At 71.6% G+C, this 21,201-nt stretch carries 17 protein-coding genes and 1 pseudogene; 12 read left to right on the top strand and 6 right to left on the bottom strand.

The window, feature by feature from the left end:
* Together BLQ39_RS12315 and BLQ39_RS12310 are read left to right on the top strand one after the other, a co-directional pair.
* A partial coding sequence (locus BLQ39_RS12315) for a copper-translocating P-type ATPase (protein WP_092324357.1) occupies positions 1-1,839 on the top strand: 1,839 nt, incomplete at its 5' end.
* A 50-nt stretch (positions 1,840-1,889) separates the two neighbouring features.
* On the top strand, positions 1,890-2,474 hold the full coding sequence (locus tag BLQ39_RS12310; protein ID WP_092324355.1) for a DUF305 domain-containing protein: 585 nt from the start codon (positions 1,890-1,892) through the stop codon (positions 2,472-2,474).
* Here the strand turns inward: BLQ39_RS12310 and BLQ39_RS16170 are convergent.
* From BLQ39_RS16170 to BLQ39_RS12300, 3 genes and pseudogenes are all read right to left on the bottom strand, one after another.
* Positions 2,471-4,021, bottom strand: a complete 1,551-nt coding sequence (locus tag BLQ39_RS16170) for a heavy metal translocating P-type ATPase (protein ID WP_241986982.1) — start codon at positions 4,019-4,021, stop codon at positions 2,471-2,473. The genes BLQ39_RS12310 and BLQ39_RS16170 overlap by 4 nt on opposite strands.
* 790 nt (positions 4,022-4,811) lie before the next feature.
* A pseudogene (locus tag BLQ39_RS16165) lies at positions 4,812-4,961 on the bottom strand (heavy-metal-associated domain-containing protein); the annotation flags it as partial.
* Between the two features lie 43 nt (positions 4,962-5,004).
* On the bottom strand, positions 5,005-5,379 hold the full coding sequence (locus BLQ39_RS12300; RefSeq protein ID WP_092324354.1) for a CHY zinc finger protein: 375 nt from the start codon (positions 5,377-5,379) through the stop codon (positions 5,005-5,007).
* A 114-nt stretch (positions 5,380-5,493) separates the two neighbouring features.
* On the opposite strand from BLQ39_RS12300, the gene BLQ39_RS12295 reads away from it, so the two are divergent.
* From BLQ39_RS12295 to BLQ39_RS12280, 4 genes are all read left to right on the top strand, one after another.
* Positions 5,494-6,114: a hypothetical protein gene (locus BLQ39_RS12295; protein WP_134474288.1), complete on the top strand. Its 621-nt coding sequence runs from the start codon at positions 5,494-5,496 to the stop codon at positions 6,112-6,114.
* 362 nt (positions 6,115-6,476) lie between these two features.
* A complete protein-coding gene (locus BLQ39_RS12290) occupies positions 6,477-7,136 on the top strand; it encodes a copper resistance CopC family protein (protein WP_092324350.1) in 660 nt (219 codons plus the stop codon).
* A 92-nt stretch (positions 7,137-7,228) separates the two neighbouring features.
* A complete protein-coding gene (locus tag BLQ39_RS12285; protein WP_092324349.1) occupies positions 7,229-7,756 on the top strand; it encodes a copper chaperone PCu(A)C in 528 nt (175 codons plus the stop codon).
* Entirely contained in the window at positions 7,756-9,006 is a 1,251-nt protein-coding gene (locus tag BLQ39_RS12280; RefSeq protein WP_135109403.1) for a Dyp-type peroxidase, read from the top strand. Before BLQ39_RS12285 ends, BLQ39_RS12280 begins: the two co-directional genes overlap by 1 nt.
* Before the next feature lie 122 nt (positions 9,007-9,128).
* On the opposite strand, the gene BLQ39_RS12275 is transcribed toward BLQ39_RS12280, so the two are convergent.
* Entirely contained in the window at positions 9,129-10,694 is a 1,566-nt protein-coding gene (locus BLQ39_RS12275) for an FGGY family carbohydrate kinase (RefSeq protein ID WP_092324347.1), read from the bottom strand.
* A gap of 311 nt (positions 10,695-11,005) precedes the next feature.
* Positions 11,006-12,196, bottom strand: a complete 1,191-nt coding sequence (xylA, locus tag BLQ39_RS12270) for a xylose isomerase (protein ID WP_092324345.1) — start codon at positions 12,194-12,196, stop codon at positions 11,006-11,008.
* Positions 12,197-12,570: 374 nt separating this feature from the next.
* Here xylA and BLQ39_RS12265 point away from each other — a divergent pair, with 374 nt between their 5' ends.
* Positions 12,571-13,833: an FAD-binding protein gene (locus tag BLQ39_RS12265; protein ID WP_422386376.1), complete on the top strand. Its 1,263-nt coding sequence runs from the start codon at positions 12,571-12,573 to the stop codon at positions 13,831-13,833.
* A gap of 14 nt (positions 13,834-13,847) precedes the next feature.
* Here BLQ39_RS12265 and BLQ39_RS12260 read toward each other — a convergent pair whose 3' ends face one another.
* Positions 13,848-14,705 carry an NAD-dependent epimerase/dehydratase family protein gene (locus BLQ39_RS12260; RefSeq protein WP_092324342.1) on the bottom strand — a complete coding sequence of 286 codons (858 nt, stop codon included), beginning with the start codon at positions 14,703-14,705 and terminating at the stop codon, positions 13,848-13,850.
* 39 nt (positions 14,706-14,744) lie between these two features.
* Between BLQ39_RS12260 and BLQ39_RS12255 the strand changes: the two genes are divergently transcribed.
* The 5 genes from BLQ39_RS12255 (at position 14,745) to BLQ39_RS12235 (ending at position 21,139) form a co-directional block, all read left to right on the top strand.
* Complete coding sequence (locus BLQ39_RS12255; protein ID WP_092324341.1) at positions 14,745-15,983, top strand: ROK family transcriptional regulator; 1,239 nt, start codon at positions 14,745-14,747, stop codon at positions 15,981-15,983.
* 121 nt (positions 15,984-16,104) lie between these two features.
* Positions 16,105-17,367: a multidrug effflux MFS transporter gene (locus tag BLQ39_RS12250; protein WP_422386377.1), complete on the top strand. Its 1,263-nt coding sequence runs from the start codon at positions 16,105-16,107 to the stop codon at positions 17,365-17,367.
* A 160-nt stretch (positions 17,368-17,527) separates the two neighbouring features.
* The gene (locus BLQ39_RS12245; protein WP_092324339.1) at positions 17,528-18,280 is read left to right on the top strand and encodes a phosphatase PAP2 family protein; all 753 of its coding nucleotides are present in this window, start codon (positions 17,528-17,530) and stop codon (positions 18,278-18,280) included.
* A 101-nt stretch (positions 18,281-18,381) separates the two neighbouring features.
* The gene (locus BLQ39_RS12240; protein ID WP_092324338.1) at positions 18,382-19,653 is read left to right on the top strand and encodes a saccharopine dehydrogenase family protein; all 1,272 of its coding nucleotides are present in this window, start codon (positions 18,382-18,384) and stop codon (positions 19,651-19,653) included.
* Between the two features lie 112 nt (positions 19,654-19,765).
* Positions 19,766-21,139, top strand: a complete 1,374-nt coding sequence (locus tag BLQ39_RS12235) for an NAD(P)/FAD-dependent oxidoreductase (RefSeq protein ID WP_092324336.1) — start codon at positions 19,766-19,768, stop codon at positions 21,137-21,139.
* The last annotated feature ends 62 nt before the right edge of the window (positions 21,140-21,201 follow it).

Below are 21,201 nucleotides of genomic sequence, written 5' to 3'. Positions count from 1 at the left end.
ATGGACACCCTGATCAGCGTCGGCGTGCTCGCCTCGCTCGGCTGGTCGCTCTACGCGCTGTTCTTCGGCATGGCCGGGATGGCCGGCATGACGATGGAGTTCTCCTTCACGGCGGAGCCGGGGGCCGGGGCCGACGAGATCTACCTGGAGGTCGCATCCGCGGTCACCGTCTTCATCCTGGCCGGACGCTACTTCGAGGCCAGGGCCAAGAAACGCTCCGGCGCGGCGCTCAAGGCGCTGCTCGAACTGGGCGCGAAGGAAGCAACGCTGCTCCGGGACGGCGTCGAAACCCGGGTCCCGACCGCCTCGCTGATGGTCGGCGACCTGTTCGTCGTGCGCCCCGGCGAGAAGATCGCCACCGACGGCGAGGTCGTCGAGGGTAACTCCGCCGTCGACGCGAGCATGCTCACCGGCGAGGCCGTGCCGGTGGAGGTCGGCCCCGGCGCGATCGTCGTCGGTGCCACGCTCAACTCCGGCGGCCGGCTCGTCGTGCGGGCCACCCGGGTCGGCTCGGACACCGAACTCGCCCAGATCGGGCGGCTCGTCGAGAAGGCGCAGGCCGGCAAGGCCGACGTGCAGCGCCTGGCCGACCGGGTCTCGGCGATCTTCGTGCCGATCGTGATCGGGCTGTCCCTGGCCACCCTCGCGGTCTGGCTCCTCGTCGGCGCCGGCCCGGTCGTGGCCTTCACGGCGGCCGTGGCGACCCTGATCATCGCCTGCCCCTGCGCCCTCGGGCTGGCCACCCCAACCGCCCTGCTCGTCGGCACCGGGCGCGGCGCCCAGCTCGGCATCCTGATCAAGGGGCCGCAGATCCTCGAATCGACCCGCCGCGTCGACACCATCGTGCTGGACAAGACCGGCACCGTGACCACCGGCCGGATGACCCTCGTCGCCGCCGTTCCCGCCGCAGGCGTGGCCGAAGGCGAGCTGCTGCGCCTCGCCGGCGCCGCCGAGACCGGCTCGGAGCACCCCATCGCCGCGGCGATCGCCGCCGGGGCGCTGGACCGCGTGGCCGCGCTCCCCACCGCCGAATCATTCGCCTCGGAAGACGGCCTCGGCGTGCAGGCCGTCGTCGACGGGCACCTCGTGCTGGTCGGACGCCCGCGCTGGCTCGCCGACCAGTGGAGCATCACGCTTCCGGCCGAGCTCGCCGACGCCCTCGCCCTGTTCGCGTCCCGAGGGCAGACCGCCGTCGCGGTCGCCTGGGACGGGCAGGCCAGGGGCATCCTCGCCGTCTCCGACGTGGTCAAGGCGAACAGCGCGGCGGCCGTCGCCGAGTTCCGCCGCCTGGGCCTGCGCCCGCTGCTGCTGACTGGCGACAACGAGATCGTCGCCCGGGCGGTCGCGGCCGAGGTCGGCATCACCGAGGTGCGCGCCGACGTGCTCCCGGCCGAGAAGGCCGAGGTCATCCGCGAACTGCAGCGGGAGGGCCGGGTCGTCGCGATGGTCGGAGACGGCGTGAACGACGCCGTCGCGCTCGCCACGGCCGACCTCGGCATCGCCATGGGCACCGGCACCGATGTCGCGATCGAGGCCAGCGACCTGACCCTGGTGCGGAGCGACCTCGTCGCCGCCGCGGATGCCATCCGGCTGTCCCGGCGCACCCTGGCCACCATCAAGGCCAACCTGTTCTGGGCCTTCGCCTACAACGTGGCCGCGATCCCGCTGGCCATGCTCGGCCTGCTCAACCCCCTGATCGCCGGCGCGGCGATGGGCTTGTCGTCGGTGTTCGTGGTGAGCAACAGCCTCCGGCTGCGGGGCTTCCGCGGGCTCCGCGTCGACGCGCCCGCGGCGCAGGCCGACTCCGCCGAGCGGCGGGACCTCGCCGCCGCGCGCTGACCTCGAACGGCTCCTCGCTTCCCGCCGCTGCACCATGATTGGATAGAACCATGCTCACGAACGGACGTCACACCTCTCGCACCTCCCTCCTGGCCGCGGCGGTGGTGGCCGCCGCGCTCGCCCTCAGCGGCTGCGCCGGCGCCACGTCCGGTGCCTCGGATGCCCCGGCGGCCTCGGAATCCTTCAACGCGGCGGACGTCGCGTTCGCGCAGATGATGATCCCCCACCACGAGCAGGCCGTGGAGATGAGCGACATCATCCTCGAAACGGACGGCGTCGACCAGGACGTGGTCGACCTCGCCACCGGGATCAAGGCCGCCCAGGAGCCGGAAATCCAGCAGATGGAGGCCTGGCTCGACGCCTGGGGCGCCGACCGGAGCATGGCCGACATGGACCACGGGACCGACGGGATGATGTCCGAGGAGGACATGTCCGCGCTCGAGGACGCGACGGGCCCGGAGGCCGGCAGGCTGTTCCTGCAGCAGATGCTGATCCACCATGAGGGCGCGATCGCGATGGCCCGGACCGAGCTGAAGACCGGCAAGAACGCCGAGGTGAAGGCCCTGGCCGAGGCCATCGTGGCGGCCCAGGAGGCGGAGATCCAGGACTTCAAGGACCTGCTCGCCGCCAGCTAGGCTCGGCCGGCCCCGGCCGGCAGGGGCAGCGGAAGCCGCTTGAGCAGCAGCGCGTTGACGGCGACGATGACGCTCGAGCCGGACATCGAGATCGCCGCGATCTCCGGGCTGAGCATGAGGCCGAGCGACGGGTAGAACACGCCGGCGGCGATCGGGAGCGCGATCACGTTGTAGCCGATGGCCCAGCCGAGGTTCTGCCGCATCTTGCGCAGGGTGCCCTTTCCGATGCGCAGGGCCACCGGCACGTCGAGCGGATCGGAGCGCATCAGCACGACGTCCGCCGTCTCGATGGCGACATCCGTGCCTGCGCCGATGGCGATGCCGAGGTCGGCCTGCGCCAGCGCCGGGGCGTCGTTGACGCCGTCGCCGACCATCGCGACGCGTTTGCCCGACGCCTGCAGCTCGGCGATCTTCGCTGCCTTGTCTTCGGGCAGCACCTCGGCGATCACGGTGTCGATGCCCAGTTTCTCGGCGATGCGCCTGGCGGTGGCCTCGTTGTCGCCGGTGAGCATGACGACGCGGATGCCGGCGTCGTGCAGCGCGGCCACCGCAGCGGCCGCGCTCTCGCGAGGCGCGTCGGCCAGGGCGATGACGCCGACCGCCCGGCCGTCGACGGCGACGAGCACCGCCGTTCGCCCCGTCGACGCCAGTTCGTCCCGCTGCGCCGCCACCGGTGCGAGGTCGATGCCCTGCGCGAGCATCAGCTTGCGGCTGCCGACGAACACGCGCCGCCCCTGCACCGTTGCTCCGGCGCCATGCCCGGGAACGTTCCGGAAATTCGACGCGGCCGGGGTCCCCGCCGAACTGTGAGTTTGGAACCTTCGTTCCCCAACGAAGGTGCCGAACTCACGGTTCGGCGAGGGCGCGTGGCCGGCTTCGGCGTAGGCGACGATGGCGGCGGCGAGCGGATGCTCCGACTCCCGTTCCACTGCGGCGACGAGGGTGAGGAGCGAGTCTTCGTCGATGCCGACGGCGATGACATCCGTGACCTCCGGCTGGCCCCGGGTGAGCGTGCCGGTCTTGTCCAGCACGACCGTGTCGATCCGCGCCGAGGTCTCGAGGGCGCCGGCGTTCTTGAACAGCACGCCGCGTTTCGCGCCGAGCCCCGTGCCCACCATGATGGCCGTCGGAGTGGCCAGGCCGAGGGCATCCGGGCAGGTGATGACGACGACGGTGATCGCGAACAGGATGGCGGTGGGGAGCGCGGCGCCGGCCAGCAGCCAGGCCCCGAGGGTGACGCCGCCGCCGATCAGGGCGACGAGCACCAGCCAGAATGCCGCGCGGTCGGCCAGCCGCTGCCCGGGCGCCTTCGAGTTCTGCGCCTCCTGGACCAGCGCCACGATCCGGGCCAGCGCGGCGTCCGCCCCGACCTTCGTGGCGCGCACCCGGAGCGTTCCGGTCGTGTTCACGGTGGCGCCGATCACGTTGGAGCCGACGGCCTTGGCAACCGGGAGGCTCTCCCCGGTGATCATGGACTCGTCGATCTCGGACTCGCCCTCCTCGACCACGCCGTCGGTCGGTATCCTGGCCCCCGGGCGCACCAGCATCAGCTCCCCGGGGGAGCACTTCGGAGCGCGGCACCTCCACCGTTTGCCCGTCACGGATCACCAGCGCCAGGGGCGGGGCGAGCTCGAGCAGGGTGCGCACGGCATCGTTCGCCCCGCCGCGCGCGCGCATCTCGAACCAGTGCCCGAGCAGCACGAAGCTGGCCAGCACGGTGGCCGCCTCGTAGAAGACTTCGCCGCCGCCGGTGAGCGTCACGACCAGGCTGTAGAGCCAGCCGGCCCCCACGCCGACGGCGACGAGCACCATCATGTCGAGCGTGCGCGCCCGCAGCGCCCGGTACGCGCCGTCGAAGAAGATCCAGGCCGCGTAGAAGATCACCGGGAGGGAGAGGATCAGCGCGAAGACGTCGTCGCGGAGGCCGAAGGGCGCCGGAACGGTGAAGCCGAGCACCTCGCGCCCGATCGGCGACCACAGCGTGATCGGCACCGACAGCACGGCGGCGACGGCGAACCGGTTGCGCATGTCGCGGATCATGGCGTCCATGGACATCTCGCCGTGGCCGCCGTGGCCCATGGCCTCCTGCGCGCTCCGGGTTGCGGGCGGGGCATGGCCGGCGTGGCCTGCGTGATCGGCGTCGACTGCGTGATCCGCATGGGCTGCGTGATCGGCGTGGCCGGCGGGGGCCGGGGCGGCAGCCGCCTCGGTGGGCGCCGCCGCGTGTGCCTCCGCCATCGGGTCGCAGATGTGCTCGGGGACGGAGCGGCCGGCGCAGTGGTAGCCACAGTCCCGAACCCAGCGGGCCAGCTCGGCAATCGACGTCTGCTCCGGACCGAAGGTCACGGTGGCGGTCTGGGCCACCGGGTTCGCCTCGACCCTGCTCACCCCGGGCCGACGCCCGAGCACGGATTCGGCGACGGCCTTGGACGAGGCCCAGTGCACGCCCTTGACCTCGATCACGGCCGTCTCGGTCGGCTGGCCCATCCGCGGAATCCCTCCTCGGTTGCAGTGTGCCGCCAGTGTAGCGCTACTCCCGGATACCCTCCGGGGGTACTGTGGCCGGCTCGGGGGTCGGCTCAGGCGCCGGCTCGGGGACCTCGAAGTAGAGGTGGGCATGGAGGCCGCAGCGCTCGTTGAACGCGGCGCCGCAGGCCGGGCAGGAGGTGGTCTGCCGGTAGGCCGTGATCGTCAGCTCGGTGCGGCATTCGCCGCAGAGGATGGCTCGTTCCGACCATTCCGCCGCCGGCCACCGCACGGCCGGGTGCGTCTCGCCCTCGGCGTGGCACTGGTAACACGGGTAGTAGCGGCCGCAGCACCGGAACTTGATCGCGACGATGTCGAGGGCGGTGGCGTAGTGCACGCAGCGGGTCGCGTCGTCCGTCGTACTTCCGTAGATGCGCATGCCGTGCCTCCCGTCCCTGCCAGTGTACGTTCGGGCCGACGCGGGCCGCGTCGGTAGGATGGACAGTGAAGAGCCCCTCCACAGGCGAGGGTGCTGCCGTGTTGGAGACATGTGATGACTACCAGGTGGGCGAGGCTGGCCAGGGGATGGCTGACCGCATCCGTGGCCGTCTTCGTCGCGGCCTTCTCGCATCTCGTCGGCGGCGGGAGCACACCGGGGCTGATGGGCGTCGCGCTCGCGATGGCGTTCGCCGTGCCGGTCAGCATCGCCCTGGCCGGCAAGTCCCTCTCGCTGGTGCGGCTGTCGGTGTCCGTCGGCTTCAGCCAGTTCCTGTTCCACCTCCTGTTCGGCATGGGCGCCGCCGGCGCCCCCACGCTGACGCAGACGGGCGCGTCCCACCACGCGGGAGTGGTATCCGTGGCCGCGGCCGCTCCGGCCGTCGCCTCCCATGGCCTCGCGCACCTCGGAGCCTGGATGTGGGTCGCCCACGCGCTCGCCGCCGTCGTGACGATCGTCGCCCTCCGCCGTGGCGAGAAGACGTTCTGGTCGCTGGTCGAATTCACCCGGACCAGGCTGGCCGCCGTGCTCATCGCCGGTTTCGCCGTCGTGCCGGTGCGACTGGATGCCGGCGCCGTGCGCGCCGCGCTCGCGGCGGTATTCGTTCCCACCGACCTGGGCGTTCTGCTCTCGAGCACGCCCCATCGCGGACCGCCGCGGCCGCGTCCCGTCTTCTGACCTGACCTGACCTGGGCTGACCTGACCTGACCTGAGTCCGGCCTCGCCCGGCCTGACCTGAGCCCGACCTCGCCCGGCCTGAGCCGGCCTCGCCTGGCTCGAGCTGGCCGCGTCTGGCCTCGCCCCTCACCTCGCCTCGCCCGACTGGTCCGCCGGGGGCTACGCGCCCCTATCGGCCGGCACCGGGACTGACCGGCGCGAATTCGGCGCCCTCGGGTGAACTCAGGCCACCTCAGGCCACCTCCGGCCCCGGACGGTCGTTCCGCGCACCGCATCCGCGAGCCGCAAGCCCGCAAGCCCGCAAGCCCGCAAGCCCGGGGTCCCGCGACCCTGGCTCCACCCCTCTCTGGAGGAACAGCCTCATGACCCAGCTCCATGTCCATTCCCACCCCCATCCCCATCCCCATCCCCACCCTCACCCCCATCGCAAACGCCGCGCCGCCGCCGCCCTGGCGCTGGCCGCCCTCGCCGTGCTGGGCCCCTTCGTGCCTGCCGCCAACGCGCACGACCAGGTCACCTATACCGCTCCGGCCGAGTCCGAGCAGCTCGACACGGCACCCGCCGACGTCACCATGCAGTTCACGGACGAGGTGATCGCCGTCGGCGCGCTCATGCTCGTCGTCGACGAGAGCGGAGAGGACTGGGTAGACGGGCCGATGGCCATCGACGGCGCAACCGTCGTGCAGCCGCTCAAGACCGGCCTGCCCGACGGCACCTTCGACGTGCGCTGGCGGGTGGTGTCCGCGGACGGACACCCCATCTCGGGATCCTTCCGCTTCTCCGTGGGGGACGAGCCGCCGGCGGAGGCGCCGGGAGCAGGCAGCTCCACCGGTGAGGAAGCCGGCGAGGACGAGGAAGCCGGGACGCACTCGGAGTCCGAGCACCCGGATGCGCGCGCCGAGGCATCCGCCGCCGAAACCGGCGGGCTGCCCCTGTGGGGCGTCGGCCTCATCGGGGCCGGCATCGGGCTCGCCGCCTTCGCCGTCTTCGCCGTGCTGCGCAGGAAGAAGAGCCGCCCGTGACCCGCACATCGCCGGCCCGGAACCCACTCATTCACAACACAATCGACCCCGCACACCGACGCGCACACCGACCTGCCCAGGAGAACCAGCACATGAAGATCACCCCCGCCACCCGTTTCGCCGTCGTCGCCGCCGCGGTCGTGCTCACGCTCACGAGCTGCGCCGGCACAGCCGCCCCCGCGGCCCCCGCCACCACCGCCACGAAGCAGGCCGACTCGCTGGCCATTGACGGGGCCTGGATGAAGGCCGCAGACGGCGGCATGTCGGCCGCATTCGGTGTGCTCGAGAACACGGGTGACGAGGACGTGACCATCGTGTCCGCGGCCACCCCGGCGTCGGCCACGGTCGAGCTGCACGAAACGGTCGCCAACGACTCCGGCGAGACGGTCATGCAGGAGACGGACGGCGGCTACGTCGTTCCGGCCGGCGACTCGTTCGAACTCGCCCCTGGCGCGAACCACATCATGCTGATGGGCCTCGCGAACCCGGTGAAGGCCGGCGACGAGGTCACGTTCACGTTGACCCTGTCCGACGGATCGACCTTCGAGTTCGACGCCCCCGCCAAGGACTTCTCCGGCGGAAACGAGTCCTACGAGGGCGACACGGACATGGGCAACTAGTGCCGGCCGGCCAGCAACCGGCGGCCGACCAGCAGCCGGCGGCCGGCGGCCGCCTCAGCCGGAGGCACCTCCTCCTCGGCGGCGCGGCAGCGGGCATCGGCGCGGCCGGGGCCATCGGCATCGACCTGGCCGGCCGTGCAGGCGGCCAGGCGGCAGAGCCCCCGGCCGAGGCGGCCCTCACCGGGGCGGCGACGGTACCCTTCTACGGGGCGCATCAGGCCGGCATCGAGACCGCCCCGCAGGCGCACGTCACCTACCTGGCCCTCGACCTCGCCGACCAGACCGACAAGGCGGCGCTGCGACGGATGCTGCGGATCCTCACGGACGACGCGGCGCGGCTCAGCCAGGGGGAGGGTGCACTGGCTGACGCGGAGCCCGAACTCGCGGTCCGGCCGGCCCGGCTCACGGTGACGATCGGCTTCGGCCGACGCCTCGTCGAGCGGGCCGGCGGCGCGGCGCCCGGCTGGCTGCGGCCGCTGCCCGCCTTCGGCGTGGACCGGCTCGAGCCGGCCTGGGGCGGCGGGGACCTGCTCCTCCAGGTGGGCTCCGACGACCCGCTCACGGTCGCCCACGCGACCCGGATGCTCCTGAAGGACAGCCGGTCGTTCGGGGCGCTGCGCTGGGTTCAGACCGGATTCCGCCGGGCGTCAGGCTCGGAGAAACCGGGCACGACGATGCGCAACCTCTTCGGCCAGGTCGACGGGACCGTCAACCTGGTCCCGGGCACGCCGGACTTCGAGAAGCTGGTCTGGGGCGCGGCGGACGGCCCCGGCTGGCTGGCGGGCGGCACCGGATTCGTGCTGCGGCGCATCCGGATGGACCTCGACAAGTGGGACGGGCTCGACCGGCCGGGGCGGGAGGCGTCCGTCGGGCGCACCCTGACCAACGGTGCTCCGCTGACCGGCAGCCGGGAAACGGACGAGCCGGACTTCGCCGCGAAGACCGCGATCGGGTTCCCCGTGATCCCGGAGTTCTCGCACCTGCGCCGCGCCCGATCCGCCGACCCGAACGAACGCATCCTGCGCCGCGGCTACAACTACAACGACGCCCCGACCGGCGGCAGCATCTCCAACGCGGGTTTGCTCTTCGCATCGTTCCAGGCGGATGTCGACCGGCAGTTCGTCCCGATCCAGCGGCGCCTCGACGAGCTCGACCTGCTGGGCGAGTGGACCACCCCGATCGGTTCGGCGGTGTTCGCCATCCCGCCGGGGTGCGCGGAGGGCGGGTACATCGGCGAGACGCTGGTCTAGGGGCGGCGCGCGGTTGCGGCGGCGCGCGGGGCGGCGCGCGGCGCGTTGGCCGGTGGCGGTCGGAAGCGGCCCAGGGTGCGGTGCTGGAGGCATGATGACAGGGGCCGCCGGCGGACGGCGGCCTATCGGATGTGCCGGGCGCGCTCGGCGTACTGGGCCCGGATGACGGGACGGAAGTCGCCTGCCGGCCGCGCCGCCAGGGCCAGCGGCCACGCCGGGCGCTCGCCGGTGAGAGCCCAGGCGGCCTGAGTCGCCGCGCCGTCGGCCACGTACTCGCCGGGCGCCGGAACCACGATCGGGCGGTCGAACACCTGCGCGGCGATCGCCTGGAGCGCCGGGTTCTGCGCGGCCCCGCCGATCAGCAGGATGCGCTCGGCCTCGACGCCCTGCCCGCGAACGGCGTCGAGACCCTCGGCGAGCCCGCAGAGCAGCCCCTCGAACGCAGCGCGCGCGAGGTTTGGCCTCGTCGTCGAGGCCAGGGTCATCCCGAACACGGATGCCGTGGCATCCGGCAGATTCGGCGTGCGCTCGCCCTCGAACCAGGGCTGCAGCACCAAGCCGCCCGCGCCGGGCTCCGCCCTGAGGGCGAGCCGGCCGAGCTCGGTGTGGTCGACGCCGAGGAGCCCGGCGATCGAGTCGAGCACCCGGGCGGCGTTGAGCGTGGCCACGAGAGGCAGGAACAGGCCGCTCGCGTCGGCGAACCCGGCGACGGTGCCGGTCGCATCCGCCGCGGGCTCGTCGGTGACGGCGAAGACGGTGCCGCTCGTGCCGATGGACACGACCACGTCGCCCGCTCCGGAGCCGAGGCCCAGCGCCGCGCCCGCATTGTCGCCGGCGCCGGCCCCCACGACGATCCCGGCCGGCACCTCGCTCCGGCTGCCGGGGGTGGGAGGGTGGTCCTGCGTGTCCTGCGTGTCCTGCGTGTCCTGCGTGTCCTGCGTGTCCTGCGTGTCCTGGGCGCTCCAGCCGGAATCTCCGTCGAATTGGGAACCCGGGAAGGGGGAGCGCACGGGGAAGGCGGCGGTGGCGCCGGGGCTGTCGGCCGGGCCGAGCACGCGGGGGAGGAACGCGGAGTGCCCGAGCGCGCGCTCGAACAGGTCCAGGTCGTACTGGCCGGTGCGGGGCGACCAGTAGCCGGTGCCGCTCGCGTCGGAGCGGTCGGTGGTCAGCTCGGTGAGCACCGGGCCGAGCGGGCTCTCGCCCGCCGGGCCGAATCCGCGCAGCCGCCAGCCGAGCCAGTCGTGGGGGAGGGCGACGGCGGCCACGCGCGCGGCATGGGCCGGTTCGGCGTCCCGCAGCCAGCGCAGTTTCGTCACCGTGAACGAGGCGACCGGCACGGAGCCGGCCCGGCGCGCGTACTCGCCGGCGCCGACCTCGGCCACCAGCGCGGCGGCTGCCGGGGCGCTGCGGGTGTCGTTCCAGAGCAGGGCCGGCCGGATGACCCGCCCGGCGTCGTCGAGGGCGACCATGCCGTGCTGCTGCGCCGCGACCGAGATCGCGGCGACATCGGCGAGGCCGCCCGCGTCGGCGATCGCCAGCAGCAGGGCGTCCCACCAGGCGGCGGGGTCGACCTCGGTGCCGGCCGGGTGCGGAGCGCGCCCGCTCCGCACGAAGGCTCCGGTCGCGGCATCCCGAATCACGATCTTGCAGCTCTGCGTCGACGAGTCGACTCCGGCAACCAGCGTCATGGCGTCATTCTCCGCTCAGTGGGTGGTGCGTCTGTGGGCTGGTTCCTGTGGCGAACTGGTTCCTGTGGCGAACTGGTTCCTGTGGTGCGCTGGTTCCTGTGGCGAACTGGTTCCTGTGGTGCGCTGGTTCCTGTGGCGAACTCAGGAGAATCCGGATGCCGCCGACCGACTCCCGCAGGATTCCGCGGCTGCCGGCGCCGCGGATACCGAATCTCCTGAGTTGGCCCCCGGGGGGAAGGGGGAGGGCACCGGCACCCCTTCACCGGGTTGGCCACGGGGAGGGAAGGGGTGACGGGCGGCCGGCAGTCGGGTCAGCGGGCGCCGAGGAGGTGCTCGAGCGCCAACTGCTGCAGCCGCACGAAGCCGAAGCCCCGGGCGCCGAAGTAGGCGTCCGGCGCGAACGACTCGTACGACGCCGGGTCGGCGAGCAGGTCGTCGTAGCTCTCGCCCGCCGCCAGGGTCGGCTGCGCCAGCTCCGGCACGCGCGACGCCGCGAGCGCCTCCTGCACCTCCGGGTCGGCGCGGAACGCGACCGCGCGCTCCTTGAGCAGTAGGTAGGTGCGCATGTTCGCCGCGGCCGAATCCCAGACGCCGGCGGTGTCCTCGGTGCGGGAGGGCTTGTAGTCGAAGTGGCGCGGCCCGTCGTAGGCGCGCCCGCCGCCCGGGCCGCCGTTCTCGAGCAGGTCGACGAGGGAGAACGCATTGTGCAGGTCGCCGTGGCCGAAGACGAGATCCTGGTCGTACTTGATCCCGCGCTGGCCGTTCAGGTCGATGTGGAACAGCTTGCCGGCATCCAGCGCCTGGGCGATGCCCGCGGTGAAGTTGAGCCCGGCCATCTGCTCGTGCCCGACCTCGGGGTTCACACCGACCAGCTCCGGCCGCTCGAGCGTCTCGATGAACGCCATGGCGTGCCCGACGGTCGGCAGCAGGATGTCCCCGCGCGGCTCGTTCGGCTTCGGCTCGATCGCGAACCGAATGTCGTACCCGCGATCGGTGACATAGTCGCCGAGCAGGTTGACGGCCTCGCGGTAGCGGGCGAGCGCGGAGCGGATGTCCTTGGCCGCGTCGTACTCGGCGCCCTCACGCCCGCCCCACATCACGAACGTCTGCGCGCCGAGCTCGGCGGCGAGGTCGATGTTGCGCAGCACCTTCCGCAGCGCGAAACGGCGCACCGCGCGGTCGTTGGAGGTGAAACCGCCGTCCTTGAACACGGGCGCGCTGAACAGGTTGGTGGTGATCATCGGAACGACCAGGCCGGTGTCGGCGAGCGCCTGCTTGAGGCGGTCGATCTCGGTCTGCCGCACGGCGTCGGACGAGCCGAAGGGGAACAGGTCGTCGTCGTGGAAGGTGAGCCCGTAGGCGCCCAGTTCGGCGAGGCGGGTGACGGCCTCGACCGTGTCCAGGGGCGGCCGGGTCGGACCGCCGAACGGGTCGGCGCCGGTGTAGCCGACCGTCCAGAGGCCGAAAGAGAACCTGTCGTCGGGGGTGGGGGCGATCGCCATCGAGTGCTCCTGGGGAATCGGGATCGGCGCGGGCGGGACCGCCCACGGTAAATGTTCTGGGTATAAACATATTCCTTTCCCGGGCGATGTCAATGTCCGCCGGCCGGCGTACGCGCCAAGGCTGCCGCGGGCGAGCGCGCCGGAACCGACGCGGGCGAACGCGCCGGGGCCGACCCCGAGAGGGTTACGGGTGGGTAGCGGGAGGGTCGCGGGCCAGGGCGTCACGCCCCCCATCCCGCGGCCTTGTTGTTATGTTGTGAGTTGCATCAAATGTGCCGGCTGGAATCGACCCCGCTGGAATCGACCCGGCTGGAATCGACCCCGCTGGAATCGACCCGGCTGGAACCAGGATGAACCGAGTGGAGGCGCAAGCCGTGACCGAAGTACGCAATTGGGCGGGCAACCACCGCTACGGCGCGACGGCCATCCGGCGACCGGCCACGCTCGACCAGGTGCGGGAGGTCGTCGCATCAGCGGCGCACGTGCACGCCCTCGGCTCGCGCCACTCCTTCAACGACGGCGCCGACTCGGCCGGGGTGCTGATCTCACTCGAGAACCTGGCCCCCGACATCGTCGTGGACAGCCGGGCCGCCACCGTCTCCGTCAGCGGCGGAACCACCTACGGCGTGCTCGCCGAGGCCCTGAACCGGCAGGGGTTCGCCCTGCACAACCTCGCCTCCCTGCCCCACATCTCCGTGGCCGGCGCCATCGCCACGGCCACCCACGGGTCGGGCAACCGCAACGGCAACCTGGCCACCGCCGTCCGCGCCCTGCAGCTCGTGACGTCCGGCGGGGACCTGCTCACCGTCTCCCGCGCCGACACCCCCGATTTCGCCGGGATGGTCGTCGGGCTCGGCGCCCTGGGCGTCGTCACGCGGGTGACCCTGGACATCCAGCCCGCCTTCGAGGTGCGCCAGGACGTCTTCGACAACCTGCCCTGGGCGCGGGTGCTCGAGCGCTTCGACGAGGTGTCCGCTAGCGCCTACAGCGTCAGCCTGTTCACCGACTGGCGCGGCGACACCGTCGGGCAGGCGTGGCTGAAGAGTCGAACGGATGCCGGGGCGCGCTTCGAGGGCCGCCCGGAGTTCTTCGGCGGCACGGCGGCCACGAGCGACCGGCATCCCCTGCCCGGGGTCAGCGCGGAAAACTGCACGAAGCAGCTCGGCGTGCCCGGCCCGTGGTCGGACCGGCTGGCGCACTTCAGGATGGGATTCACGCCGAGCAGCGGCGACGAGCTGCAGAGCGAATACCTGTTGCCCGGCGAGCATGCCGTCGCCGCGATCGAGGTCATGCGGGACCTGGCCGGGCAGATCTCACCGCTCCTGCAGGTGAGTGAAATCCGCACGGTGGCGGCCGACGACCTCTGGCTCAGCCCGAACTACGGGCGGGCCGGGATCGGCCTCCACCTCACCTGGAAGCCGGAAGCAGAAGCGGTGCAGAACCTGCTGCCGCTGATCGAAGCGCGGCTGGCTCCGTTCGCGGCCCGGCCGCACTGGGGAAAGCTGTTCCACGCCGAAGCCGCGACGCTGGCGCCGCTGTACGAGAAGCTGCCCGACTTCAGGGCGCTCGCCGCGCGGCTGGACCCCGAGTGGAAGTTCCGGAACGACTTCCTGGACCGGACGGTCTTCGGCGTGTAGACCCGCGGCCCGCGTCAGCCGGTCGGCGCCTCGTGGTCCCGCCAGCTGTGCTCGGGCGCGTAGCCGAGCATCCGTTTCGCCTTCCCGATCGAGAGCAGCGTGTCGTGCTCGCCGAGGCCGGCGGCGACCGGCACGCCAGGGAAGACCTCCGCGGCCAGCGACGCGCTCGAGCGGCTCATCACCGTGTCGGCGTTCGCGATGATGTACGCCTCGAAGCCGGGCCTGGCCGTGGCCAGCGCCCGCGACACGGCCTGGGCGCCGTCGCGGCCGTCGATGTAGCCCCAGAGGTTCCACTTGCGGAGCATCGGGTCGGCGTCCCAGGCGGGGAACGCCGCGTAGTCCTCGGGGTCCATCACGTTGGAGAACCGCAGGGCGCTGATGCTGAGCTCGGGGTCCCAGCGCACGAGCTGGATCGCGAGCTGCTCCTCGAGGTGCTTGACCAGCGAGTAGGTGCTCTCCGGGCGGGCCGGGTATTCCTCGTCCACCGGCAGGTACGGCGGGTCGATGTCGAACGGCAGTCCGAGCACGGTCTCGCTCGAGGCGTAGACGATGCTCTTGATGCCCGCCCGCCGGGCCGCCTGGAACACGTTGTAGGTGGCGAGCATGTTGTTGTGGAAGGTCGCCACGTCGGGGCGGAGGCCGGAGGCCGGGATCGCCCCCAGATGCACGATGGCATCGAAGCCGGGCGCCACGTCGTCGATGCCGAAGATCGCGTCGACGACCTGGCCGTAGTCGGTGAGGTCGATGCCGAGGAAACCGGGCCCGCGCGCGCCTTCCTTGTCGAAGACGACGACCTGGTGGCCCTCGCCCCGCAGGCGAGTGACGACGCTGCGGCCGAGTTTTCCGCTTCCGCCGGTGACAACAATTCTCATTCGATGCTCTCCCTGATTTGTTGAGAGTGGCAACGTATCATGGGGAGCCGGGGTGGAACGATCAGCGGCGGAGGACAGGTGCAGGGATCCAGCCATGACGACGTGCGCCGGCGCAACCTCTCCGTCATCCTCCGGCTCGTGCACCGCGACGGCGCAGCCTCGCGCTCCCGGCTCACCCGCCTGACCGGACTGAACCGCTCCACCATCGCCGCGCTCGTCGGCGAACTGACCGACCTGGGCCTGGTCGAGGAGCGCGAGCCGGACGCCACCAATCGGGTCGGCCGGCCCAGCCCGATCGTGGCCGTCAGCGGGCGGGTCGTCGCGCTCGCCGTGAACCCCGAGATCGACGCCGTCACCATCGGCATCGTCGGGCTCGACGGGAGCGTGCACCGGCGCATCCGTTACCCCACGGAACGCTCGCCGAGCGTGACGGAGGCCGTGAACATTGCCGCGGCGGTCATCGAGGGGATGCGCGGAGAACTTGAGTCGGCCTTCCGGGTCGTCGGAATCGGCGTCGCCGTTCCCGGGCTCGTGCGGGCTCACGACGGCCTCGTGCGCCACGCGCCGCACCTCGGCTGGGTGGATGCGCCGCTCACCGAGATGCTCGAGCGGGCCACCGGCTACCCGGTTCGCGCCGCGAATGACGCCGGCCTGGGAGCGATGGCCGAGCGCTACTTCGGTGCGGGCAGGGGCATGGCGGATGTGATCTACCTCAACGGCGGCGCGAGCGGAATCGGCGGCGGCATGATCGTCGGCGGGAACGCAGTGGGCGGCGTCGCCGGCTACGCAGGGGAATTCGGGCACACGCGGGTGAGCGCGAGCGACCGCACGGATTCCGCCGGGATCGCCGGAACGCTGGAGGCCGAGGTGACCCGGCGCGAGCTGCTGGATGCGCTCGGCCTGGTGAGCGCGGATGCCGACGAGCTGGAGCAGGCGCTGCTGGCCTCCGATTCGCCCGCCGTCCGGGCCGAGGTCGATCGCCAGCAGGGCCACCTGGCGGTCGCGCTCGCGGGTGCCGTGAACATCCTCAACCCCCAGCTCGTGGTGCTGGGCGGTTTCCTCGCCGCGCTCCACGCCGTCGACCCGGAGCGCCTGCTCGCCAGGGTGTCGTCGATGGCGCTCGGCGCATCCTTTGGCAGCGTGCGGATCAGCGCCGCTGAGCTCGGCTCCAACCTGCTCATGATCGGCGCGGCCGAGCTCGCTTTCGAGCGGCTGCTGGACAATCCGAACGGATTCCCGGCCCCCGAACGGGAATACCGGGAGTGGGTCTCGCCTTGACTCAACGGGCGGTCCTCTTTCCGCTGCTGGTGCCGACGCCTGTGACCCGGGCCGCGTGCTCGCCGCGCATCCGTGCGTTTCCCCCATCAAGACCGAGGTCCCCGAATTGACTACTGGCATCATCCCTGTGATTTCGAAGGCGCAGCTGGCCTCGACAGCGCGCCACCCGGGGGATGCGCTCTCCCGCGGCCAGCGACTGGTCTACATCATTGTGCTGGGCGCGCTCACGGCACTCGGTCCGTTCACGATCGACCTGTACCTTCCGGCCTTCCCGACCCTGGAGAACGAACTCGGGGTCTCGGCCGCCGCCATCCAGCTCACCCTGACCGGAACGATGATCGGTTTCGGCTTCGGGCAGCTGGTCGTGGGGCCGTGGAGCGACAAGGTCGGGCGGCGTTTGCCGCTCATGCTGGCGACCGGGTTCCACATCCTGGCCAGCGTGGGCGCGGCGCTGTCGCAGGACATCGTCTGGCTCGGGGTCTTCCGCCTGCTGCAGGGCTTCGGCGCAGCGGCCGGCGCGGTCGTCGCGCTGGCGATGGTGCGGGACCTCTTCGGCGGCAAGCCGCTGGTGCGGATGCTGTCCCGCCTTGCGCTGGTGAGCGGGCTGGCGCCCGTGCTCGCCCCGGTGATCGGCTCGCAGTTGCTGCTCGTGATGAGCTGGCGCGGCATCTTCTGGGTGCTCGCCGCCTATGGCGCCGTGGTGATCGTGGCCGTTGCGCTCTGGATCGTCGAGACGCTGCCGGAGAGCGCACGCCACGCCGTTGGGCACAACTCGCTGGCGCAGCGGTACCGGTCGGTGCTGGGTGACCGCACGTTCGTCGGCGTCGCGATCATCGGCGCGATGACCTTCACCGGGCTGTTCTCCTACCTGTCGGCCTCCTCCTTCCTGTTCCAGCAGGTGTACTCCTTCAGCCCGCAGCAGTACGGCATGCTCTTCGCCGTCAACTCCCTCGGCATCGTTCTCGGCGTGCAGCTGAGCTCGCGGCTGATGCACCGGTGGAACGTGGGACCGCAGTGGATCCTCACCGTGTCGACCGTCGTACTGGCGGTCACCGCGGCGGCCATCGTGCTGCTGGACTCCGCCGGCGCCGGGCTCTGGGGCATCCTCGTTCCGTTGTGGTTCTTCATCGCCGCCTGCGGCTTCACGCTGCCGAGCGTTCAGGTGATCGCCCTCAACGCGCACGGGCACGAGGCCGGGACCGCGGCCTCCCTCCTCGGCGCCGGGAACTTCGGCGTTGCCGGCCTCATCTCCCCGGTCGTCGGGCTTCTCGGCGTGGGCAACGCCATCCCGATGGGCGCCGTGATGGGGTCGACCGCCCTCGTCTCGATCCTCGCGCTGTGGTTTGTCGTGCGGCCGCACCGGGTGGCCGCGCTCTCGCACTAGCCGCAGCGCTGGCCCCCTGCCCCCTGCCCCTGCCCTGCACTTCGCTGAGTTGCGGACAAAGTACCTTCCCGGGCCGAACGAAGGTACTTTGTCCGCGACTCAGCTCGCGGGACGACGCTGAGGGTGGCAGTACCCGCAGCCGCCGCTCTACCATTGACGGATGGACGACAGCCAGAAACACCCGGAAGTCGCCGCCCGACCGCCAGCGAAGCGCGTCGCTCACTGGTGGTGGATCGTGAGCGGAGTCGTGGCGGTGGTCCTGGCCGCCCTGATCGGCTTCATCGTCGTGGTCCGGGACAAGGGCGCGCCGTTCCCCTTCGACACCCAGTGGATGACCGAGGTGGCCGAAGATCGCGGGCCGGTCCTGGACTTCCTGTCGTACCTGATGAACTCCCTCGGCGGCAATCTCCTCGGAATCCTAGTGATCCCGACCGTGATCATCGTCGTGCTGCTGATCATGAAGCGTCCCTGGGCGGCCGGGTACTACCTCGCGGCCACGCTGGTGAGCTCGGGCATGGTTCAGCTGCTCAAGAAGTCGTTCGGCCGGGCGCGGCCGGAAGACATCCTTGTGCAGGTCGACTTCGGGTCTTTCCCCTCCGGACACGTCGGCAACGCCGCGACCATGGCCGTCACCCTGGCCATCATCTTTCCGCGGCTCTGGGTCTGGATCGCGGGGGCCGCCTACGTGGTCCTGATGATGTTCAGCCGCACCTACCTCGGCGCCCACTGGCTCTCCGACACGATCGGCGGCGCCCTGCTCGGCGTCGGCGTCGCGATCGTGGTCTGGGCGCCGTTCGCCGCGAAACTCGACGGCGAGCACGAATTGGCCCTGCACCGCCGGTCGGCCGCGCATCCGCCGCCCGCGACGACGCAGCCCAAACCCGCCGATTTCGACGGAGAAACTCCGAAATAAGCCCCGAAACGTCGTAAAAGCTCGCTGGCGGTCAGAATCTCCGTCGAATTCGGCAGTAGGCGGGGCAGACAGCGACGGATGCCGCACGATAGCGTCGAGGGATGAAGATTCTTCTTGTCGGTGCGGGTGGCGTCGGTGACGCGTTCGCGAAGATCATCGCCCGCCGTTCCTTTTACGAGCACGTCATCGTCAGCGACTACGACCTCGGCCGCGCCGAGCGTACGATCGCGGCGATCCTGGCGCGGCACGGGGCGGATGTCGCCGGTCGGTTCACCGCCGCGCAGATCGACGCCTCCGACCCGGACCGGGTCGCATCCGTCGCCCGTGAACACGGCGCAACGCACGTGATGAACGCCGTCGAGCCCAAGTTCGTGCCCACCATCTTCGCCGGTGCGCTGGCCGCGGGCGCGGACTACCTCGACATGGCGATGAGCCTCTCCGAGCCGCACCCGACCGACCCGACGGCGCAGACCGGGGTCAAGCTCGGCGACGACCAGTTCGCCCAGGCCGGCGACTGGGAAACCGCCGGCCGTCTCGCCCTGGTGGGCATGGGCGTGGAGCCCGGGCTCTCCGACGTGTTCGCGCGCTACGCATCCGATCACCTGTTCAGCGAGATCGACGAGCTCGGCACCCGCGACGGCGCCAACCTGGTGGTGCGCGACGAGGCCGGCAACGAGATCTTCGCGCCGTCCTTCAGCATCTGGACCACGATCGAGGAGTGCCTGAACCCGCCCGTCATCTTCGAGAAGGACAGGGGCTGGTTCACCACCCCGCCGTTCAGCGAGCCGGAGATGTTCGACTTCCCGGAGGGCATCGGCCCGGTCGAGTGCGTCAACGTGGAGCACGAGGAGGTGCTTCTGATGCCGCGCTGGCTCGACGCCAAACGGGTCACCTTCAAGTACGGTCTCGGCGAGGAGTTCATCGGCGTGCTGAAGACCCTGCACCTGCTCGGCCTCGACAGCGTCGACCCGGTGCGCGTGCGCACCGCCTCCGGCCCGGCCATGGTGGCGCCGCGAGATGTCGTCGCCGCCTGCCTGCCCGACCCGGCCACGATCGGCCCGCGGATGACCGGCAAGACCTGCGCCGGCGTGTGGGTCACCGGCACCGGCCCGGACGGCGCCCCGCGCGAGGTGTACCTGTACCACGTGGCCGACAACGAGTGGACGATGGCCGAGTACGACGCCCAGTGCGTCGTCTGGCAGACCGCGCTGAACCCGGTCATCGCGCTCGAGTTGCTCGCCGCGGGCACCTGGGGCGGCATCGGCGTGCTCGGCCCGGAGGCCTTCGACGCGAAACCGTTCCTCGACCTGATGTCCGCGCCGGAGTCCGAGGGCGGCTACGGCCAGCCCTGGGGCCTCCAGGACCGCCTGTGACCCCCCTCCCCACCCCCGCGAAACTGCAGTTGTGCGCGCTAAAACGTCGTTATAACGCACACAACTGCGGTTTCGCGGGATGCCGGGGGCGCGTTTGCGGGGGAGGAGCGACGTGATCAACGGGGAAGTGTCGTTCTGGTGGGAGCAGATCGGGCGGCCCGCGCCGCGCGCGGCCCTGCCGGGTTCGACGCGCGCCGATGTCTGCATCGTCGGCGCCGGGTACACCGGGCTGTGGACCGCGTACTACCTGAAGAAGGCCGCCCCGGCGCTGCGGATCGTGATCCTGGAGCAGCGGTTCGCCGGCTACGGGGCATCCGGGCGCAACGGCGGCTGGCTCACCAATTCGATCACCGGCGGCCGCGAGCAGTACGTGAAGAGCCACGGGCGCGAGGCCGCCGAACGGTTCCAGGCCCGGATGAACGAGACCGTCGACGAGGTGATCCGGGTCGCAGCGGCCGAGGGCATCGACGCCGACATCGTCAAGGGCGGCGAGTTCACGGTCGCCTACGACGAACCGCAGCAACGCCGGCTCGAGGCCGCCGCGCGCGCCGAACAGCAGTGGTCGATGGCGGATGTCCAACTCCTCTCCCGGGCGGAAGCCACCGCCCGGATCAACGTGGTCGGCACCACCGGCGCGATGTGGCACCCGCACTGCGCGCGCATCCAGCCGGCCAAGCTCGCCTTCGGGCTCGCCCGGGTGGTCGAGGCGCTGGGCGTGGAGATCTTCGAGGACACCACCGTGAGCGAGATCGCCCCGCACCGGGCGATCACCGAGCATGGCACCGTCGAGGCCGAGTTCGTCGTGCGCGCCACGGAGGGTTTCACGGCCGGGCTCAAGGCCCTGCACCGCGCCTGGCTGCCGATGAACTCCTCGCTGATCGCCACCGAGCCGCTCGGCGCCGACGTCTGGGAGCGGATCGGCTGGACCGGCCGCGAAACCCTCGGCGACATGGCCCACGCCTACATGTACGCGCAGCGCACCATTGACGACCGCATCGCGATCGGCGGCCGCGGCGTGCCGTACCGGTTCGGCTCGAAGACGGACTCGGACGGGCAGACCCCGGCGAGCACGGTCGAGGCGCTGCGCGGCATCCTGACCCGCTTCTTCCCGGCGACGAAGGGCGCGGCCATCGACCACGCCTGGTCGGGTGTGCTGGGCGTGCCCCGGGACTGGGCGGCCACCGTGGGCCTCGACCGCGGCACCGGCCTGGCCTGGGCCGGCGGCTACGTCGGCACCGGGGTGACCACGACGAACCTGGCCGGCCGCACGCTGCGGGACCTCATCCTCGGCCGGCAGAGCGCGCTCACCGGGCTGCCCTGGGTGAACCACCGGGTGCGCAACTGGGAGCCCGAGCCGCTGCGCTGGCTCGCGGTGCACGCGCTGTACCAGGCCTACTCCCGGGCGGATCGCGCCGAGCTGACCCGCCGCCGCACCACATCGCCCCTCGCCTCGATCGCCGACGTCGTCTCCGGCCGCGGCCACTAGCCTCCCGGCCGGAATGTCCGTCGGATTCGGCAGGACGCGGGGCTGACCCGGGCGGCCGGATG

The sequence above is a fragment of the Cryobacterium psychrotolerans genome, from assembly GCF_900101115.1.
Classification (GTDB): Bacteria; Actinomycetota; Actinomycetes; order Actinomycetales; family Microbacteriaceae; genus Cryobacterium; species Cryobacterium psychrotolerans.
The sequence above is the reverse complement of the archived record's forward strand: the minus strand, read 5'-3'. Positions and strand labels throughout refer to the sequence as shown.

Bases quoted from the DNA above. Each gene is read 5' to 3' on its own strand.
- BLQ39_RS12310 (WP_092324355.1), top strand. From the start codon at position 1,890: ATGCTCACGAACGGACGTCACACCTCTCGCACCTCCCTCCTGGCCGCG.
- BLQ39_RS16170 (WP_241986982.1), bottom strand. From the start codon at position 4,021: ATGCTGGTGCGCCCGGGGGCCAGGATACCGACCGACGGCGTGGTCGAG.
- BLQ39_RS12300 (WP_092324354.1), bottom strand. From the start codon at position 5,379: ATGCGCATCTACGGAAGTACGACGGACGACGCGACCCGCTGCGTGCAC.
- BLQ39_RS12295 (WP_134474288.1), top strand. From the start codon at position 5,494: ATGACTACCAGGTGGGCGAGGCTGGCCAGGGGATGGCTGACCGCATCC.
- BLQ39_RS12290 (WP_092324350.1), top strand. From the start codon at position 6,477: ATGACCCAGCTCCATGTCCATTCCCACCCCCATCCCCATCCCCATCCC.
- BLQ39_RS12285 (WP_092324349.1), top strand. From the start codon at position 7,229: ATGAAGATCACCCCCGCCACCCGTTTCGCCGTCGTCGCCGCCGCGGTC.
- BLQ39_RS12275 (WP_092324347.1), bottom strand. From the start codon at position 10,694: ATGACGCTGGTTGCCGGAGTCGACTCGTCGACGCAGAGCTGCAAGATC.
- xylA (WP_092324345.1), bottom strand. From the start codon at position 12,196: ATGGCGATCGCCCCCACCCCCGACGACAGGTTCTCTTTCGGCCTCTGG.
- BLQ39_RS12260 (WP_092324342.1), bottom strand. From the start codon at position 14,705: ATGAGAATTGTTGTCACCGGCGGAAGCGGAAAACTCGGCCGCAGCGTC.
- BLQ39_RS12255 (WP_092324341.1), top strand. From the start codon at position 14,745: ATGGGGAGCCGGGGTGGAACGATCAGCGGCGGAGGACAGGTGCAGGGA.
- BLQ39_RS12245 (WP_092324339.1), top strand. From the start codon at position 17,528: ATGGACGACAGCCAGAAACACCCGGAAGTCGCCGCCCGACCGCCAGCG.
- BLQ39_RS12240 (WP_092324338.1), top strand. From the start codon at position 18,382: ATGAAGATTCTTCTTGTCGGTGCGGGTGGCGTCGGTGACGCGTTCGCG.